Below are 18,401 nucleotides of genomic sequence, written 5' to 3' on the forward strand. Positions count from 1 at the left end.
CTGCGGGCACGACGACGACGGAGGGAGGCCGGATGAGCGAGGACCGCAGGCTCGACGTGCTGCGCGCCATCGTCGAGGACTACGTCGCCACGCGCGAGCCCGTCGGCTCCCGGGCACTCGTCGAGCGTCACACCCTCGGCGTCTCGCCGGCCACCATCCGCAACGACATGGCCGCGCTCGAGGACGCCGGGTACATCGCCCAGCCGCACACCTCGGCGGGGCGCGTCCCGACGGACAAGGGCTACCGCGTCTTCGTCGACCGCCTTTCCACCGTCAAGCCGCTGTCCGCGCCCGAGCGGCGTGCGATCGGCTCGTTCCTCGAGGACGCGGTGGACCTGGACGACGTCGTCGACCGCTCCGTGCGGCTCATCGCCCAGCTCACGCAGCAGGTCGCCGTCGTGCAGTACCCGTCGCTGCGGCGCTCCGCCCTGCGGCACATCGAGCTCGTCCCCGTGGGCCCGCGGCACCTGCTCGTCGTGCTCATCACGGACACGGGCCGCGTGGAGCAGCGGACGCTGGACGCGGGCCTGGACCTGGACGAGCTCCTCGTCGCGCGCCTGCGCGCACAGCTCAACGTGTGCGTCGCGGGACGACGACTGCCGGAGCTGACCACCGCGCTGCGGGACCTGGGCGCGGCTTTCGAGCCGGAGCACGCGCCGCTCGTCGCGAGCGTCGTCGCCATCATCGAGGAGACGCTGGCGCAGGAGAGCGAGGAGCGCGTGGTCCTGGCGGGCACGGCGAACCTCGCGCGCGGCGGCGCCGACTTCAACAACACGCTCGGGCCCGTGCTGGAGGCGCTCGAGGAGCAGGTGGTGCTGCTGCGCCTGCTCTCGGAGATGGCCGAGGACGAGGCCGCCGTGTCGGTCCGGATCGGCTCCGAGACCCAGCACGTCGGCCTGCTCGAGACGAGCTTCGTGACCACCGCGTACGGCGACGAGCACGGCGCCATCGCGCGTGTCGGCTCGATCGGCCCCACACGCATGAACTACCCGGGCACCATGGCCGCCGTGCGCGCCGTCGCGCGGTACCTGACCCGGATCCTCGCGGGTTCCTGAGCCCAGACGACCATCGGAAGAGAGCGCACCTTTCTGTGACGGACTACTACGAGATCCTCGGCGTGCCGCGCGACGCGAGCCCCGAGCAGATCAAGAAGGCCTACCGCAAGCTCGCCCGGGCCAACCACCCGGACGTCGCGGGTGACGACCCGGCCGCCGAGGAGCGGTTCAAGGACGTCTCGCGCGCCTACGACGTGCTCGGCAACGCCGACAAGCGCCGCTCGTACGACATGGGCGGCGACCCGGCGTCGGCCGGCGGCGGCGCGGGCGGCGGCTTCGGGTTCCAGGACATCTTCGAGACGTTCTTCGGCGCGGCCGGCGCCCAGGCGCAGCGCGGCCCGGTGCCGCGCGCACGCCGCGGCCAGGACGCCCTCGTCCGCCTGGACCTCGACCTGGCCGACGTCACGTTCGGCGTGCACCGCGAGGTCCCGGTGGACACCGCGGTCGTCTGCCCGACGTGCTCCGGCACGTGCTGCCGACCGGGCACCTCGCCGCGCACCTGCGACGTGTGCCACGGCCGCGGCACCGTCCAGCGGGTCGCGCGCTCGTTCCTGGGCCAGGTCATGACGACCCAGCCGTGCGCCGCGTGCCACGGATTCGGCACCGTCATCCCCGAGCCGTGCACCGAGTGCTCCGGCGAGGGCCGCGTGCGCTCGCGCCGCACTCTGTCCGTCGACGTCCCCGCCGGCGTCGACACCGGCACGCGCATCAAGCTCACGGGCCAGGGTGAGGTCGGTCCTGCCGGCGGCCCCGCGGGCGACGTCTACCTCGAGGTGCGCGAGCGCAAGCACGACACCTTCGTGCGCCGCGGTGACGACCTGCACGCGACGCTCGAGGTCCCGATGACCGCCGCCGCGCTCGGCACCGTCCTCACGCTCGACACCCTGGACGGCGAGCAGGAGGTCGACCTGCGCCCCGGCACGCAGCCGTCGCAGGTCGTCACGCTCAAGGGGCTCGGTGTGGGGCACCTGCACGTGGGCGGCCGCGGCGACCTGCACGTGCACGTCGAGGTCAGCGTGCCGACGTCCATCGACGAGCAGCAGGCCGACCTGCTGCGCCAGCTCGCCGCACTGCGCGGCGAGGAGCGACCCGAGGCGCGGCTGGCGGCGAGCCACTCCGGCGTGTTCGGCAAGCTCCGCGACAAGCTCTCGGGGCGTTGAGCGCGCCCGTCTTCCTGGGCGATCCGGCCCGGGTCGGTGCCGCGACGGTCGGCGCCACGGTGCTGCTCGACGGTGCGGAAGGCCGGCACGCGGGCGTCGTGCAGCGCAAGGCGATCGGTGAGCGGGTCGACGTCGTGGACGGCGCCGGCACGCGGCTCGTCGGCCGGATCGTGGCGGTCGCCGGCGCGGAGGTCCACGTCGAGGTCGACGAGCGGGTGGTCGAGCCCGCGCCCGACGTGACGCTCGTGCTGGTCCAGGCGCTGGCCAAGGGCGACCGCGACGAGCACGCGATCGAGGCGGCCACCGAGGTGGGCGTCGACCGTGTGCTGCCGTGGCAGGCCGAGCGGTCCGTCGTCGTCTGGCGGGGCGAGCGGGCCGCCAAGAGCCGGGCGAAGTGGCAGGCCACGGTCCTCGCGGCGGCCAAGCAGTCGCGGCGCGCGTGGGTGCCGGAGGTCGACGTCGCACTCGACACCAAGGCGCTCGCGGCCCGCGTCGCGGCCACCGTCGACGCCGGGGGAGCGGTGCTCGTCCTGCACGAGGAGTCGTCCCGGCCCATCGCGGAGGTCGCGCTGCCGACGAGCGGTGAGCTGCTCGTCGTCGTCGGCCCCGAGGGGGGCATCGGGGAGGCCGAGCTGGCCCGCCTCACCGACGCCGGCGCGCTCGTCGCGCGGCTCGGCCCGCACGTGCTGCGCACGTCCACCGCGGGACCGGTCGCCCTCGCGCTGCTCGCCCAGCGCCTCGGACGCTGGGGCTGACTAGACTCGTGGCGACAGGATCCGTCCCTCGAAGGAGCGCAGCGGCGTACGCCGAGCACATGGCTGAGTCCACCCCCGCACCCCGGCACGACGCCCCCGCACGCGTCGTGCACCGCATCTCGGTCCCCGCGGATGTGTCGATGGTCGAGCTCCTGGGTCTGCGCGACGAGGTCCTGCGCTCGATCGAGGAGGGCTTCACCGGCGTCGACGTGCACGTCCGCGGCAACGAGGTCACGCTGTCCGGTCCCGCCGGCGACGTGGCACTGGTCGCCCGGCTCGTGGACGAGCTCGTGGAGATGACCGCCGCCGGCACCCCGCTGACCCCCGACGTCGTGAGCCGCACGGTCGCGATGCTCACGGCCAGCGCCCACGCCCGGCCCGCCGACGTCCTTTCGTTCAACATCGTCTCCAGCCGGGGTCGCACCATCCGGCCCAAGACCGAGGGGCAGAAGGACTACGTCGACGCGATCGACCGCAACACGGTGACGTTCGGCATCGGGCCCGCGGGCACGGGCAAGACGTACCTCGCGATGGCGAAGGCCGTGCAGGCGCTGCAGGAGCGACGCGTGCACCGCATCGTGCTGACGCGGCCCGCGGTGGAGGCGGGCGAGCGGCTCGGCTTCCTGCCCGGGTCGCTGTCCGACAAGATCGACCCGTACCTGCGGCCGCTGTACGACGCGCTGCACGACATGGTCGACCCCGACCAGATCCCGCGGCTCATGGAGGCGGGCACCATCGAGGTGGCGCCGCTCGCGTACATGCGCGGGCGCACCCTCAACGACGCGTTCATCATCCTCGACGAGGCGCAGAACACGACCGTCGAGCAGATGAAGATGTTCCTGACCCGCCTGGGGTTCGGCTCGACCGTCGTCGTGACGGGTGACGTCACGCAGGTGGACCTGCCCTCGGGGCAGCCGTCGGGCCTGCGGGTCGTGGAGCAGATCCTGGGCGACGTCGACGACGTCGCGTTCTGCCGGCTGTCGTCGTCGGACGTGGTGCGCCACCAGCTGGTGGGCAAGATCATCGACGCGTACGCGCGCTGGGACAGGAGCTGACGGCCACATGAGCATCGAGGTCAACAACGAGTCCGGGTGGGCGGTCGACGAGGCGGAGTTCGCCGCCCTAGCGCGCTACGTGCTCGACGAGATGCACCTGCACCCGCAGACGGACCTGTCGATCATGCTGGTGGGCACGGACGTCATGACGGACCTGCACGTCAAGTGGATGGACGAGCCCGGCCCCACCGACGTGCTGTCGTTCCCGATGGACGAGCTGCGTCCCGGCCGCGAGGGCGACACGACGCCGGCCGGCCTGCTGGGCGACGTCGTGCTGTGCCCCGAGGTCGCCGCGCAGCAGGCCGTGACCGCGGGCCACTCCGCGGCCGAGGAGATGCTGCTGCTCACCACCCACGGGATCCTGCACCTGCTGGGCTACGACCACGTCGAGCCCGAGGAGGAGAAGGAGATGTTCGCGCTCCAGCGCCGGCTGCTCCTGACCTTCCTCGCGAGCCGCTGACCGAGCCCGCATGACTGACGTCCCCGTCGCGCTGCTGGTCGCCGTCGCGGTCCTCGGCGTCCTCGCGGCGGCGCTGCTGTCCGCCGGGGAGATCGCCGTCGGGCGGGTATCCCGGGCCGCGGTGACCGAGCTCGTGGCCGAGCGGCACCCCGCCTCGAACCGCGTGCAGCGCCTCGTGGAGCACCCGGCCCAGGTGGCGGCCGCCGCAGCGTTCGTGCGGCTCGTCGCGGAGATGGTCGCGACCGTCTGCATCACGCTCGTGGTCGCGTCGGGCACCCTGCCCTGGTGGGCCGTGCTGCTGATCGCCGTGGCCATCTGCGCCGTGGTCGCCTACCTGCTGGTCCGCGTCAGCCCGCGCACCATCGGCCGCCGCAACCCGCTGCGGACGGTGACGCTGCTGTCCGGACCGCTCACCGCGGTGACGGCTCTGACCGCCGTCGTCTCGCGTGGCCTTCCGTCCGCGCGCGGTACGAACGGCGACGACGAGGACGAGCTGCGCGACATGGTGCAGCGCGTCAGCGAGTCCGAGGCGATGGAGGCCGACGACCGTGAGCTCTTCCGCTCCGTGCTGGGGCTCGGCGACACGCTCACGCGCGAGGTCATGGTCCCGCGCACCGACATGGTGACAGCCCACGCCGACACCCCGGTCCACAAGGTGCTCTCCTTGCTGCTGCGCTCCGGGTTCTCCCGCGTGCCGATCACCGGCGACTCCGTCGACGACCTGCGCGGCGTGCTCTACCTCAAGGACGTCGTCCGGCGCCTGCCGGTGGCGCCCGGTGCGCGCGAGTCCGACGACGTCCTCGACGCGCCTGCAGGCTCGCTCGTGCGCCCGGCGATCTTCGTGCCGGAGTCCAAGCCGGTCGACGACCTGCTGCGCGAGCTGCAGGCGGGCGCCTCGCACATCGCGATGGTGGTCGACGAGTACGGCGGCATCGCTGGCCTCGTCACGATCGAGGATGCGCTCGAGGAGATCGTCGGCGAGCTCACCGACGAGCACGACCCGAGCGCGCTCGCGGTCGAGGACCTGGGCGACGGCGTCTACCGTGTGCCGGCCCGGCTGGGCCGCGACGAGCTCGGCGAGCTGTTCGGCCTGGACGTCGACGACGACGACGTCGACAGTGCCGGCGGTCTGTTGGCCAAGGCACTCGGTAAAGTACCCCTGCCGGGTTCCGCCGGCGAGATCCACGGCCTGCACCTGGTCGCGGAGCGTGTGGAGGGACGACGACGCCGCCTGGCGACCGTCCTCGTGCGCATGGTCGAGCCCGACGACCCCGACGCCGAGCCCGACCACGAGCCGGACCGGGCGCACGCACGCAGCCACCCCGACGAGCACCACGGAGCACGCACATGACCTTCCACTCGGGCTTCGCCTGCTTCGTCGGCCGCCCCAACGCGGGCAAGTCGACGCTCACCAACGCGCTCGTCGGGCAGAAGGTCGCCATCACGTCGGGCCGCCCGCAGACCACGCGGCACACCGTGCGCGGGATCGTCCACCGCGACGACGCCCAGCTGGTCCTGGTCGACACCCCCGGGCTGCACCGGCCGCGCACGCTGCTGGGCGAGCGCCTGAACGCGCTGGTCAAGGACACGCTGACCGAGGTCGACGTCGTGGGCTTCTGCCTGCCGGCCGACCAGAAGGTGGGCCCGGGAGACCGGTTCATCGCCGAGCAGCTCGACCAGCTCGCGCGCGACGGGCGCGGGACACCCGTCGTCGCGGTCGTCACCAAGTCCGACCTGGTGCCCAAGGGGCGGCTGGCCGAGCACCTGCTCGCCGTGCAGCGACTGGGGGAGTGGGCCGACATCGTGCCCGTCTCCGCCGTGGGCGGCTACCAGGTGGACACGCTCGCCGACGTCCTCATCTCCCACCTGCCCGAGGGGCCCGCGCTCTACCCGGACGGGGAGCTCACCGACGAGCCCGAGATCGTGATGGTCGCCGAGCTCGTGCGCGAGGCCGCGCTGGAGGGCGTGCACGACGAGCTGCCCCACTCGCTGGCCGTCGTCGTCGACGAGATCGTGCCGCGTGACCAGACCGGCGACGGACCGCCCATGCTCGACGTGCGCGTCCACCTGTTCGTCGAACGTGACAGCCAGAAGGCCATCATCATCGGCAAGGGCGGGGCGCGGCTGCGTGATGTCGGCAGCCAGGCACGGCGCGGCATCGAGGCGCTGCTGGGTTCGCGGGTATACCTGGACCTGCACGTCAAGGTGGCGAAGGACTGGCAACGTGACCCCAAGCAGCTCGGCAGGCTCGGATTCTGAGGTGCTGATCGCGGACACCGAGGACGACTCCCGGGTCGTGGCTCGTCGCCGGGGCGTGCGCGCTTTCGTCGACCGGCGGCTGACGGGCCCGTACCGGCTCGTGGCGAGCACCGCGCTGGGCGTCGTCGTGCTGGCGATCCTCGGAGCCGTGATGGGACCCCAGTGGGACCCGATCCCGCTGGCCGACCCGCTGGACGTCCAGTCGACGTCCACGGCCATCACGAACGCTCCCGCCCTGCAGACCTATCCCGTCACCACGAACATGACGACGGTGCAGCTGGACGGCGTGACCGTGCAGGCCAAGGTCAGCGCACCCGTGGGTGCTCCCGGGCTGCGGCCGGGCGTGGTGTTCCTGCACGGCGCGGGCACCGGCAAGGGTGCGACGGCCTTCAGCGAGCAGACCGCCGCGATGGCGGCCGCCGGCATCGTCACGATGGTGCCCGACAAGCGGCTCGACACGTACACGACGCGGCACCGTGACTACGTGGCGATGGCCGCCGACTACGCCCGCTCGGTCGAGGTGCTGCGCCACTGGACCGGGGTCGATCCTGCGAAGGTTGGCATCTACGCCGAGAGCGAGGGTGCCTGGATCGCCCCGGTGATGGCCGCCGACGACCCCTCGCTCGCGTTCGTCATCCTGACGTCCGACCCCGTGGTCCCCCCGCGCGAGCAGGCGGCCTTCGCGGCGGACAACTACCTGCGCAACACGAACGTCCCGCACGGGGTCTTCCGGGCCATCCCGCGCGCCGTCGGCATGGCGCTGCCCGGTGGCGGGTTCGAGTATGCGGACTTCGACGTCACGCCCTACCAGCGGCGCATGACCCAACCCGTGCTGGTCAACTACGGCACGGGCGACGCGTCGATGCCGATCGTGCAGGGCGCTGAGCAGATCCTGCGCGACACGGCGATCGCGGGCAACGGCGACGTGACGGTCCGCTACTACGCGGGTGCCAACCACGGTCTGAAGGTCGACGACGTCATGGCGCCCGACTTCCTGACGAACCTCAGCGGCTGGGTGCTGGGCCTGCCGCAGACCGCAGGGGCTCAACCGACCGTCGCGGGCGACCAGCCGACCCAGGAGTTCGTGGCCGCGCCCGTGCCCGAGCCACGCTGGCTGCGCGACGGCGACGTGGTGGTCGGCACGGTGCTCGCGGCATTCGGGCTGCTCCTCCTGGCGCCCGTCCTGGTGGCCGGCGCGCGCGTCGTCGATTCGTGGCGCAGCCGCCGCGGACGCATCGGGCGGGCGGTGCACCGCCTTCCCGCCGGGGTGCCGCTGCGCATGCTCCTCGCGGGGCTCGCCGCCACGCTGACCGTGCTCGCGCTCGTCTGGTACATCGTCTCGATCGCGCGGCTCGCGCTCGACTACGAGCACAACGACTGGGTGGTCAAGGGCGGCTGGGTCGCGGTGCGCCTGTTCGGCATCGCGGCGGTGGCGGCGCTCGTCGTCCTGCTGCAGCGCGAGCGGCGGGAGGTCGAGCGCACCGGGTGGGGCGCCGTCGGCGTGCTGCGCACCGTGGCGCTCTGGTCGGTCGTCGTGGGGTCTGCCGTGCTGCTCGTCGTGCTCGCATACTGGGGTGTGTTCCAGCTCGGCATCTGACGGCGCAGTCCGATCTCCGCACGGCACTCGCGACGCGCGCTGACCGATCTGCGGCCAGATGTGCCTTTGCGGGCTCGCGTGAGGCACGATGTGCGCCGACGCATCGTCCGGGCCCGGACGAGAGATACGAGGGAGTGGCATGCGCACGTCGTGGGGATCGGCCACCGACCGCGGGCTCGTGCGCGAGGTCAACGAGGACGCGCTGCTCGCGTACCCGCCCGTGTTCCTCGTCGCCGACGGGATGGGTGGCCATGACGCGGGCGACCTCGCCAGCCGGATCGCGGTCGAGGAGTTCGCCCAGCTCGCGGGCCAGCCGTCGGCGACGGCCGACGACGTGCACGCGTGCTTCTCGCGCACTGCGAGCCGGATCCGCGGCGAGTTCACGGGAGGTCGCCAGGGCGGCACGACGGTGGCCGGCGTGGCCGTCACCGAGCACGAGGGCGGCGCCTACTGGCTCGTCTTCAACGTCGGCGACTCGCGCGTGTACCGCTGGGCCGACGACGATCTCGACCAGGTCTCCGTCGACCACTCGGTGGTCCAGGAGCTGGTCGACATGGGGCGCATCGACGTCGCCGACGTCGCCTCCCATCCCGAGCGGCACGTCCTGACCCGCGCCCTGGGCACGAGCGGCGAGCCCGAGCCCGACTACTGGCTGCTTCCCGCCGGCCCGCACGACCGCCTGCTCATCTGCACGGACGGTCTGACGCGCGAGCTCGGCCCCACCGAGCTCGCCGCCGTCCTCGCCGCGGTCCCGGACGCCCAGGAGGCGGCCGCGACCCTCGTCGGCCGGGCCCTCGAGCACGGCGCACGCGACAACGTGAGCGCGGTCGTCGTCGACGTCGCCACGTCGGCCGGAGCCATGGACGACGTCCACATCACCGTCCCGCGCATGGGCGCGGAGCTCGGGGTCCACCAGTGGGACGAGATGCTGCACGGGGCAACGGTCCCGCGCATCAGCAGCGCCCCCACCGCATCCGTCCAGCAGGAGGTCCAGCGATGAGCGTGCCCGCATACGTCCCCGGAACGTGGACGGCCGTGGCGTGCCCCGGGTTCGTCGCCCTGCTCGACCCGAGCGTGCCGGCCGCGACCGTCCGCGCCGTCTGGGAGCGCGGTGCCGAGGGGGTGCTGGGCGCGCTCGCCGTCCTGGCGCGCGAGGGGTTCGAGGGCCTGCCGTCGTTCGCGCTCGTCGCGGTGCGGGGCCAGCGCGTGCACATCGTCCAGCGCGGCACCGTGGAGGTCGTCGTCTCGTCGGCCGTCGGTGCGCGCACCCTGACGGCCGACGGCGTCACGACGTGGACCGAGCAGGTGCTCGAGCCCGCGACCGCCGTGTCGCTGCGGGTCGTCGACGACGCCGACGCCGACGCCACGGCCTGGCCGCTCGGCGACGGCGCGGCCGCCGCCACGTCCGTCGAGGTCACGCTCGTCGACGTGGCTCAGATCGACGAGACCGACGCCCCTGACGAGACCGACGCCGCCGAGGCTTCCGTGCCGACCAGCGCGCTGCCCGCCGTCGCGGCCGTGCCGACGGTCGTGGCCGACGAGACAGCGCCCGCTGACGACACGGTTCCTGCCGACGGGACCGTCCCTGCCGACGACACCGAGCCCGTAGACGAGCCCGCAGACGAGCCCGCCGACGCGCCCGGCGACGAGTCCGCGGACGAGACCGTGGAGACCACGCAGGCGTACTCGCCGGAGGACCGGCCCGACGCTGACCTCCAGACGGACGCCGACGACGACGAGCCGGTGCCCGCACTCGTGCCGCTCGAGTCGACGTCGCCGTCCGGTGGTGCCGTCGCGCAACGGACACCCGCGCCGCGCACCGAGCCCGTGCCGATGATCTCGCCGCTCGCCGCGGTGCCCGACTCGGTCCCGACGCCCGTCGTCGCGCCGTCGCCCGTCTCCGCGCCGACACCGGTCACGCCGTCGGCACCGGCGGTCACGACGACGACCACGGGCACGTCGCCGACCTCGCTGCCGGCTCTGGTCGCGGTGGGCGCGGCGTCGGCCGACGACCACGACGGACTGACGATCCTGTCCACCGACCTCGCGGCCATCCGCGAGCGGCTGCCCTCCTGGGCGGCGGACTGGACGGGTGCCGAGGCTGTCCCCGGACCGTTCGGCGCCCCCGCATCGTCGCAGGTCCCCCAGTTGGTGCTGTCCACCGGGCTCGTGGTCCCGCTGGACCGGGCGGTGCTGCTGGGGCGTGCCCCGCAGGTGACGCGGGTCGCGAACAGCGAGCTGCCGCACCTGGTGACGGTCCCGAGCCCGCAGCAGGACATCTCCCGCACGCACGCGGAGGTCCGGTACGAGAACGGCAAGGTGACGGTCACCGATCTCGCGTCGACGAACGGCGTGCACCTGACGCGCAAGGGGGAGGGCGCACGCCGTCTGCACCCCGGCGAGGCGACCGTGGTGGAGCCGGGGCACGTCGTCGACCTGGGTGACGGCGTCACCTTCACGGTGGAGCACGGGTCGTGACCGCACGCCGGGAGCCATCGGCACCGCCGACGCTTCCCGGCTACCGGTACGTGCGGTTGCTGGGGCTGGGCGGGTTCGCGGACGTGTTCCTGTACCGCCAGGACCTGCCCGTCCGCGACGTCGCGGTCAAGGTGCTGCTCGCGGGCAGCCTCGACGACGACGTGCGCGAGCGGTTCCACGCCGAGGCCAACCTCATGGCCCAGCTGTCGCACCACCCGTCCATCGTCACGATCCACCAGGCGGCGATCGCCGCCGACGGTCGGCCGTACCTGGTCATGGAGTACTGCTCCCGGCCCGGCCTGGCCCAGCGGTACCGGACCGAGCACATCTCCGTGCACGAGGCGCTGCGCATCGGCATCCGGCTCGCGTCGGCGGTCGAGGCCGCGCACCGGGTGGGCATCCTGCACCGCGACATCAAGCCGGCGAACGTCCTGACGACCGACTTCGGCTGGCCGGCCCTGACGGACTTCGGCATCGCCGCCACGGTGGGGCAGGGTGGCGGGGCGACGGTCGGCATGTCGATCCCGTGGTCGCCGCCCGAGCTGCTGGCCGAGCACCCGACGGGCGACGAGCGCTCCGACGTCTACTCGCTCGCCGCGACCATCTACTCGTTGCTGGCCGGCCGGACGCCCTTCGAGGTGCCGGGTGGCACGAACAGCGCGCAGGACCTGGTCACACGCATCGAGCGCACGCCGCTTCCGGCGATCGGCCGCCGCGACGTGCCGCCCGCGCTGTTCGCGGTGCTCGAGCGAGCGATGGCCAAGCACCCCTCGCGCCGGTACGCGAGCGCGCAGGCCGTGGCTCGCGCGCTGCAGCAGGTGGAGGCGGACCTCAACCTGCCGGTGACGCCGCTGGACCTGCCCGACCTGCCGGCGCACGAACCCGAGCCGGGGCGCGAGCCCGCTCAGAGCGACGACGCGACGCGGCTGCGCCCCGTCGTGTCGGTGGCGCCCACGGCCCCCGCCGCGCCGACGTGGGCCGCGGTCCCGACCTCGACGATCGCGCCGCCGCCATCCGCGGACGCGGCGGAGGCCGAGCGGGACGTCGTCGTGCTGGGGCAGACCGAGGACGAGGACGAACCCGCGGGCGGACGGGGCCGCGTGGTGACCGCGATCGTGTCCGGCCTCGTGGTCGTGGCCGCCGTCGTCGCGATCGCCGCCGTGACGCTCGGCGACGGTTCCGACCCCGCGCCCACCAGCACCCCCGAGTACACCCCGCCCGACGGTGCGGTGGTGCAGGCGCAGGTGCCGTCGCCGACGAACCTCGCGGGCGAGCGCCGGGCCGACGGCTCGGTCGTGTTCACGTGGACGAACCCCCAGCCGCTCGACGGGGACAGCTACGCGTGGGGGCTGCTGCAGGCGACGGGCGAGCCCGAGCTCGCGATCGTCGACCAGCCGACCGTCGTCGTCCCGGACCCCGGCAAGGACGAGGTCTGCATCGAGGTCTCGCTGGTCCGCGCCGGCGGCCGCGCGTCCGAGCAGCCCACGCAGGGGTGCGCGTCGTGAGGTGGCCTCGGGTGCGCCAGCGGGCGACGACGGCGGCCGCGGTCGTGACGGTCCCCGTGCTCGTCGCCGTGCTGGCGTTCATCAACCAGGGCTTCCCGCTGGCCAAGCTCGACCTCAACGACGGTGCCGTCTGGGTCACGGCGACGAGCCAGCTCAAGCTGGGCCGGTACAACGTGCCCGTCCAGGAGCTCAACGCTGGTCTGGTCGCGCAGGGAAGCTCGTTCGACGTGCTGCAGGACGCCCAGGACGTGGTCCTCAAGCAGCCCGACGGGTTCGCCGTCGTGGATCCCACCGGGGTCACCGCCGGCCCCACCGTCCCCGCGCCGGGCGCCGACGTGTCGATGGCGGCCGGCATCGTGTCCGTCGTCGGCGCGCAGGGTGGTCTGTACGTACGCCCCATCGGCAGCGTCGAGGGGCTGCGCGTGGGCACGGACGCACCTGACGCCGACCTGTCGGCCGACGGTCTGGCCGTCGTCGCGCAGGACGGCACGGTGCTGGCCGTCGACGACGACGGGAGCGTGACGAAGGTGGCGCCCGGTGCGGGCCCGACGGACAGCGGCTCGCTCGGGTCGGGCCCCGCCGACGCGCTCACAGCGGTCGGTGACGTGCCCGTGGTCCTGCGGGGGAACACCGTGACGACCCCGCACGGTGACGTCCGGATCGACGACACGGGCCTCGTGCTCCAGCAGCCCGGCCCGTCGTCGTCCCGCGTGCTCGTCTCCAGCACGTCCGCGCTGTACGAGGTCCCGCTCGACGGCGGTGACGTGGTCAAGCACCCCACCACCGGCAACGGCAAGCCCGCCGCGCCGGTCCAGGTGGGCTCGTGCGCGCACGCCGCGTGGGCGACGGCCACGGGCTCGTACCTGCAGCTGTGCGACGGCAAGAAGGCGCAGGTCGAGAACCTGCAGGACACGTCCGCGCAGGACGAGCTGACGTTCCGCGTGAACCGGTCGATGGTGCTGCTCAACGACACGCTGCGCGGCCGGCTGTGGAGCCCGCTCGAGGACACCAACCTGCGCACGCCCAACTGGGACGACATCAAGTCGCCCGACGATCCGCAGAAGAACGAGGACGACACCGACAGCACCGACACCGTCCAGGACCTGGTGACCGAGTGCTCCGCGAAGTCGTCGGCGCCCACCGCGGTCGACGACGAGTTCGGCGTGCGCCCTGGGCGCGCCACGATCCTGCCCGTGATCGACAACGACTCGTCGGGGGACTGCGGCGTGCTCGTGATCTCCGAGGTGGATCCGCTGCCCAAGGACTTCGGCACGGTGAGCCTCGTCTACGACGGGCGAGCGCTGCAGGTCGACGTCGCGGACACCGCGACGGGCTCGGCGTCGTTCACGTACACGATCAGCGACGGCCGGGGGAGCAGCGCACCGTCGACCGCGACCGTGCACCTCACCGCACACGACAGCTCCCGCAACGACGAACCCGTGCAGCTGCGCACCGGGTCGATGAAGGTGGAGCAGGGGGGAAGCTCGACCTACCAGGCCCTCGCCGACTTCCGTGACCCCGACGGCGACGACCTCGTCCTGGTCGGCGCGGCCGCGGACGCTGGGGCCGGGACGGTCACCTTCAAGCAGGACGGTTCCGTGACCTTCTCCGCCGACGGACCCAAGCTGGGGCGCGTCAAGGTGACGCTCCAGGTCTCCGACGGCACGTCGACGATCGAGGGACGGCTGGACGTGGACATCCGGTCCGCCGGGTCCGTGCCGCCGCAGATCGACCCGGTCTTCGCGGTCGCCTACGTCGGTCAGACCATCACCGTCAAGCCGCTCGACGCCGTGAAGTCCGGCTCGGACGAGCCCGTGCGGCTGTCGACCGTGGGGGACGTGCCGGGCGCCGTCATCACCCCCGACCTGGTGGCGGGGACGTTCACCTTCCAGGCCACCCGTGCGGCCACGTATTACGTGTCGTTCGGCGTCACGGCCTCGCCGCAGAGCGCGTCGGGCCTGGCCCGGATCGACGTGCGCGAGTTCCCCACGAAGGCGGTGCCGCCCGTCGCCGTCCGGGACCAGGCGTTCCTCCCGGCCGGCGGCGAGGTCACGATCGACCCGCTCGCCAACGACTCGGATCCCGCGGGCGGCGTCCTGGTGCTCCAGGGCGTCACCGTGCCGGACGACAACATCCACGTGGCCGTGCTCGACCATCACCTGGCGCAGATCCACGCCGACACCACGCTGACGTCCGCTCAGGTGCTGACGTACACGGTCTCCAACGGCACCGCGACGGCGGTCGGCCAGATCGTGGTCCAACCCGTCCCCCCCAAGGCGGAGCAGCCGCCGGTCGTCGCCGCCGTCGAGGTGAACGTCCGCACCGGCGGCGTCGTGACGATCCCTGTGCTCGACACCGCCTACGACCCCGACGGTGACCAGCTCACGTTGAAGCCCGACCTCGCCGAGACGGTGAAGGCCGGCCAGGGCCTCATGTTCGTCTCCGGCGACGTGCTGCGCTACCAGGCGCCGTCGAGCGCGACGACGGCCCATGCCGTGTTCACGGTGTCCGACGGCACGTACGAGGCTTCGGCGGCGGTGACCGTGCACGTGCACGCGTCGTCGGCGGAGACCAAGAAGCCGCCGCGACCCAAGGACCTGACCGCGCGCGTGTTCGCGGGCTCGACGGTGCGCATCCCCATCACCCTGATCGGGATCGACGACGACGGCGACGGCGTGACGTTGCTCGGTCCCGCCACGGCCCCCAAGCTCGGCAGCATCAAGAACGTCGGCGCCGACTACATCGAGTACACCGCGCCGAACGGTGCCGCGGGGACCGACGAGTTCACCTACGCCGTCGAGGACTGGGTCGGCCAGCGCGCGACTGCGACGATCCGGGTGGGGATCAGCCCACCACCGCAGGGAGCCGCCACGGTCGTGGCCCGCGACGACGCGGTCGAGATCCGGCCAGGCCAGTCGGTCGAGGTGCGCGTCCTGGCCAACGACGTGGACTCGTCCGGAGGCGAGCTGACCCTGTCGCCGGACCTGGACGTCCAGAAGGGCATCACGGCCACGACGGCCGAGCGCCGGATCGCCGTCGTCGCTCCGAAGAAGAACGGCACCTGGCAGATCGGCTACACGGTCACCAACGTCCGCGGCGGCCGGGACACCGGCAACCTCGTCGTGACGGTCAACGACAAGGCACCGGTGCTGCCGCCGCTCGCGCGCGACGTGGTGGTGCCGCCCAAGGACACCTTGGGGTTGACCGAGGTCTCGGTGAAGGTGCTCGAGGTGGCCCAGAACCCCAGCGGACCGGTGTCCGACCTGGTGGTGTCCGTCCCGTCGTCGGTGGCTGACGTGGCCCGTGTCGACGCGGCGGGGAACGTCATCGTCACGCTGGTCAAGGACGCCCAGACCGTGCCGTTCCTCATCACCAACAAGACGTCGCCCGCCGCGCGCTCGTACGCCTTCATCACGGTCCCCGCGCTCGGTTTCTTCCCGCCGACGCTGCGCCCGAACGCTCCCGAGCTGCGGGTCGCGTCGGGGATGCCGTTGACGATCTCGCTCGACGAGTACGTCAAGGTCGCCCCCGGGCGAACGGCGTCGATCAGCGACACGCTGGGGGTGACGGCGTCGAACGCCAACGGCGACGACCTGGTGACCGGCCCGGCCGAGGTGACGTACACGTCCGCGAAGAGCTTCGCCGGGACCGCGTCGATCACGATCCCGGTGACGGACGGCGTGCGCACGGCGTACATCACGCTCGAGATCGAGGTCTACGCGCCCGAGGACCACCCGCCGACGTTCCAGCCGTTGACGCTCGACGTCGCACCGGGCGAACCTGCCCAACCCGTCTCGCTGCCGGCCATCACCCTGACGCCGGAAGGTGCGGTCGCCTCCCCGCGGCAGTACTCGTACACCATCACCTCGGCGGTCCCGGCGGGCTTCTCCGCGACGATCGACAAGAACAACAACCTGCTCGTCACGGCCGACAAGACCGCCCCGAAGGGCAAGACCGGGACGCTGGACCTGCAGATCGGCTACGGCAAGGCGGGCAAGCTGCAGACGTCGCTCGCCCTGCGGGTCATCGCCAGCACGCGCGCCAAGGCGCAGGTGCTCGACCAGAGGGTGGAGGACGGGGCCGAGGGCAAGCAGGTGACCCTGAACGTGCTCGAGGGAGCGAGGAACCCGTTCCCGGAGTCCCCGCTGTCCGTGGTCGACGCCGTCGTGGAGACGCCCGACGCCGGCACGGTCGGCTGGACCGCGTCGACCGTCAGCGTCCGCCCGGCTGTGGGTTTCATCGGCACGATGACGACGCGATTCAGGGTCCGCGACGTCACGGGCGACCCCGACCGCTACGTCGAGGGGCGCATCACGGTCGTCGTCCGCGGCAAGCCCGCGACCCCGACCGCCCCCCGGATTGGCGAGGTCCGCGACCGGACCGTGGCGCTGAGCTGGACCGCGCCCGACAGCCGCGGCACACCCATCACGGGCTACCGCGTGACGGCGTCGCCCGGCGGGAAGACGACGTCGTGCCCCGCGACCTCCTGCACGATCAGCGACCTGACGAACGACGTCGAGTACACGTTCAAGGTGGAGGCGCAGAACGCGGTGGGCTGGTCCGACCCGAGCCCGGCGTCCCTGCCGGCCCGACCGGACGCCGTCCCGGACGCGCCCGCTGCGCCGACCGTCGACTTCGGCGACGGCCGCCTCGACGTCTCGTGGACGGCGCCGAACAGCACGGGGTCGCCCATCACGTCCTACACCGTCGAGCTCACGGGCGGCGGGCGCGTGGTCACGGCCACCGAGCCGACCACGCGGCACACGTTCACCGGCCTCACGAACGGTGTGCAGTACACCGTCCGCCTGCGCGCCAACAACGACGCGAAGGACCCGAGCGGCTGGAGCCCGTCGACGTCCCAGACGCCGGCGGGTGTCCCGGACGCGCCCGACGACGTCGCGGCCGCGCCCACCGACACCAAGGCCGGCAGCGTCCTGGACATCACGTGGTCGCAGCCCAAGCTCAACGGCGATCCGATCAAGAAGTACGAGATCACGATCGACGGCCCCAACGGCCTGACGGCGACCATCGACGCGACGTCCAAGCCACACTTCACGTTCACGAACGCGAAGACGAAGGTCGCCTACACGGTGTCGGTGCGGGCCTCCAACAAGGCCGGCTGGGGCGCCAAGGGCTCGACGAAGGCCTCGACCTTCGGGCTCCCGAGCGCGCCCACGGGTGTGACCGCCGCCGCGCCGTCGGGCAAGGGCACCGTCGAGCTGAGCTGGAACGCGGCCGACGACAACGGCTCGAAGATCACCAGCTACGTCGTCGCGCTCCCCGACGGGACCGAGAAGGTGGTCGGCGGGTCGACGCTGGCGACGACGTTCGACGGTCTCAAGGGGGGTGACGCCGTGACCTACAAGGTGCGCGCCGTCAACGAGGCCGGGTCGAGCGGGTGGAGCGACACCGCGTCCGCGACGCCGACGACCCCGCCGGGGACGCCGACGAGCCTCACGCTCGACGTCCAGACGTCCGGCAGCTTCGGCAGGCCGTCGTCCGTGAACCTGTCGTGGGACAAGGTCGCCAGCGGTGGTGCCGACGTGACCTACCACTGGGTGCTGAGGTCGTCGCGCGGCGACTCCGCCAACGGCGATACGAGCGACCGTACGGCGAGCACGGGCATCGACGGCTGGAACATCCCGTTCGGGCAGGACACCACGCTGACGCTGACGGTGACGGCCCGCACGAGCATCGGGTCGAGCGACGACGCGAGCAAGCCCGTCACCGTGACATGGGGCAGGGCTCCAGGATCGGTCGAGAACCTCGATCTCGCCCCCAACGGGGACGCGGGCTCGTTCAAGGCGACCTGGTCCCAGCCGACGTCGACGGGTGGTGGCGACATCACGTACGAGGTGTGCTGGTCCGTCGCGGGCCGCCAGGTGGGTCGGTGCACGACGACCGAGGACGTCACGGCCACAAGCGGGAGCCTGAACGCGGGTTATTCGACCGAGGTCAAGGTCACCGTCACGCCGTCCAACAAGCGAGGCTCGGGCGACCCGCGTGAGAAGGCGTACACGACGGACCCAGACCCGAACCCGACACCCCCGGCAGACTCAGGCGGGGGCACGCCGTGA

12 protein-coding genes are annotated in these 18,401 nt (G+C 72.7%); all 12 read left to right on the plus strand.

Annotated features, from left to right (window positions below):
• Positions 1–32 precede the first annotated feature (32 nt).
• The 12 genes from hrcA to IC607_RS05645 all read left to right on the plus strand — a co-directional run bounded on the left by hrcA (position 33) and on the right by IC607_RS05645 (position 18,401).
• On the plus strand, positions 33–1,055 hold the full coding sequence (hrcA, locus tag IC607_RS05590) for a heat-inducible transcriptional repressor HrcA (protein WP_191786019.1): 1,023 nt from the start codon (positions 33–35) through the stop codon (positions 1,053–1,055).
• A gap of 35 nt (positions 1,056–1,090) precedes the next feature.
• A complete protein-coding gene (dnaJ, locus tag IC607_RS05595) occupies positions 1,091–2,215 on the plus strand; it encodes a molecular chaperone DnaJ (RefSeq protein WP_191786020.1) in 1,125 nt (374 codons plus the stop codon).
• Complete coding sequence (locus IC607_RS05600; protein WP_191786021.1) at positions 2,212–2,970, plus strand: 16S rRNA (uracil(1498)-N(3))-methyltransferase; 759 nt, start codon at positions 2,212–2,214, stop codon at positions 2,968–2,970. The genes dnaJ and IC607_RS05600 overlap by 4 nt, the downstream gene beginning before the upstream one ends.
• 59 nt (positions 2,971–3,029) lie before the next feature.
• Positions 3,030–4,025, plus strand: coding sequence for a PhoH family protein (locus IC607_RS05605; protein WP_191786022.1), 996 nt, complete (start codon positions 3,030–3,032; stop codon positions 4,023–4,025).
• A 7-nt stretch (positions 4,026–4,032) separates the two neighbouring features.
• Positions 4,033–4,485, plus strand: coding sequence for an rRNA maturation RNase YbeY (gene ybeY, locus IC607_RS05610; protein WP_191786023.1), 453 nt, complete (start codon positions 4,033–4,035; stop codon positions 4,483–4,485).
• A gap of 10 nt (positions 4,486–4,495) precedes the next feature.
• Positions 4,496–5,836 (plus strand): hemolysin family protein, encoded by a 1,341-nt coding sequence (locus IC607_RS05615; RefSeq protein WP_191786024.1) that lies wholly within the window; start codon positions 4,496–4,498, stop codon positions 5,834–5,836.
• Positions 5,833–6,744, plus strand: coding sequence for a GTPase Era (gene era, locus IC607_RS05620; RefSeq protein ID WP_191786025.1), 912 nt, complete (start codon positions 5,833–5,835; stop codon positions 6,742–6,744). The genes IC607_RS05615 and era overlap by 4 nt, the downstream gene beginning before the upstream one ends.
• A gap of 1 nt (position 6,745) precedes the next feature.
• Positions 6,746–8,341 carry an alpha/beta hydrolase family protein gene (locus IC607_RS05625; RefSeq protein WP_370526033.1) on the plus strand — a complete coding sequence of 532 codons (1,596 nt, stop codon included), beginning with the start codon at positions 6,746–6,748 and terminating at the stop codon, positions 8,339–8,341.
• Between the two features lie 139 nt (positions 8,342–8,480).
• The gene (locus IC607_RS05630; protein ID WP_191786026.1) at positions 8,481–9,341 is read left to right on the plus strand and encodes a PP2C family serine/threonine-protein phosphatase; all 861 of its coding nucleotides are present in this window, start codon (positions 8,481–8,483) and stop codon (positions 9,339–9,341) included.
• Positions 9,338–10,819 (plus strand): FHA domain-containing protein, encoded by a 1,482-nt coding sequence (locus IC607_RS17795; RefSeq protein ID WP_191786027.1) that lies wholly within the window; start codon positions 9,338–9,340, stop codon positions 10,817–10,819. The genes IC607_RS05630 and IC607_RS17795 overlap by 4 nt, the downstream gene beginning before the upstream one ends.
• Positions 10,816–12,324 (plus strand): serine/threonine-protein kinase, encoded by a 1,509-nt coding sequence (locus IC607_RS05640; protein ID WP_191786028.1) that lies wholly within the window; start codon positions 10,816–10,818, stop codon positions 12,322–12,324. Before IC607_RS17795 ends, IC607_RS05640 begins: the two co-directional genes overlap by 4 nt.
• An 11-nt stretch (positions 12,325–12,335) precedes the next feature.
• Complete coding sequence (locus tag IC607_RS05645) at positions 12,336–18,401, plus strand: fibronectin type III domain-containing protein (RefSeq protein ID WP_191786029.1); 6,066 nt, start codon at positions 12,336–12,338, stop codon at positions 18,399–18,401.

This window comes from Cellulomonas sp. JH27-2, assembly GCF_014837175.1.
Lineage (GTDB): Bacteria > Actinomycetota > Actinomycetes > Actinomycetales > Cellulomonadaceae > Cellulomonas.

Bases quoted from the DNA above. Each gene is read 5' to 3' on its own strand.
- IC607_RS05615 (WP_191786024.1), top strand. From the start codon at position 4,496: ATGACTGACGTCCCCGTCGCGCTGCTGGTCGCCGTCGCGGTCCTCGGC.
- IC607_RS17795 (WP_191786027.1), top strand. From the start codon at position 9,338: ATGAGCGTGCCCGCATACGTCCCCGGAACGTGGACGGCCGTGGCGTGC.
- hrcA (WP_191786019.1), top strand. From the start codon at position 33: ATGAGCGAGGACCGCAGGCTCGACGTGCTGCGCGCCATCGTCGAGGAC.
- ybeY (WP_191786023.1), top strand. From the start codon at position 4,033: ATGAGCATCGAGGTCAACAACGAGTCCGGGTGGGCGGTCGACGAGGCG.
- era (WP_191786025.1), top strand. From the start codon at position 5,833: ATGACCTTCCACTCGGGCTTCGCCTGCTTCGTCGGCCGCCCCAACGCG.
- IC607_RS05605 (WP_191786022.1), top strand. From the start codon at position 3,030: ATGGCTGAGTCCACCCCCGCACCCCGGCACGACGCCCCCGCACGCGTC.
- IC607_RS05630 (WP_191786026.1), top strand. From the start codon at position 8,481: ATGCGCACGTCGTGGGGATCGGCCACCGACCGCGGGCTCGTGCGCGAG.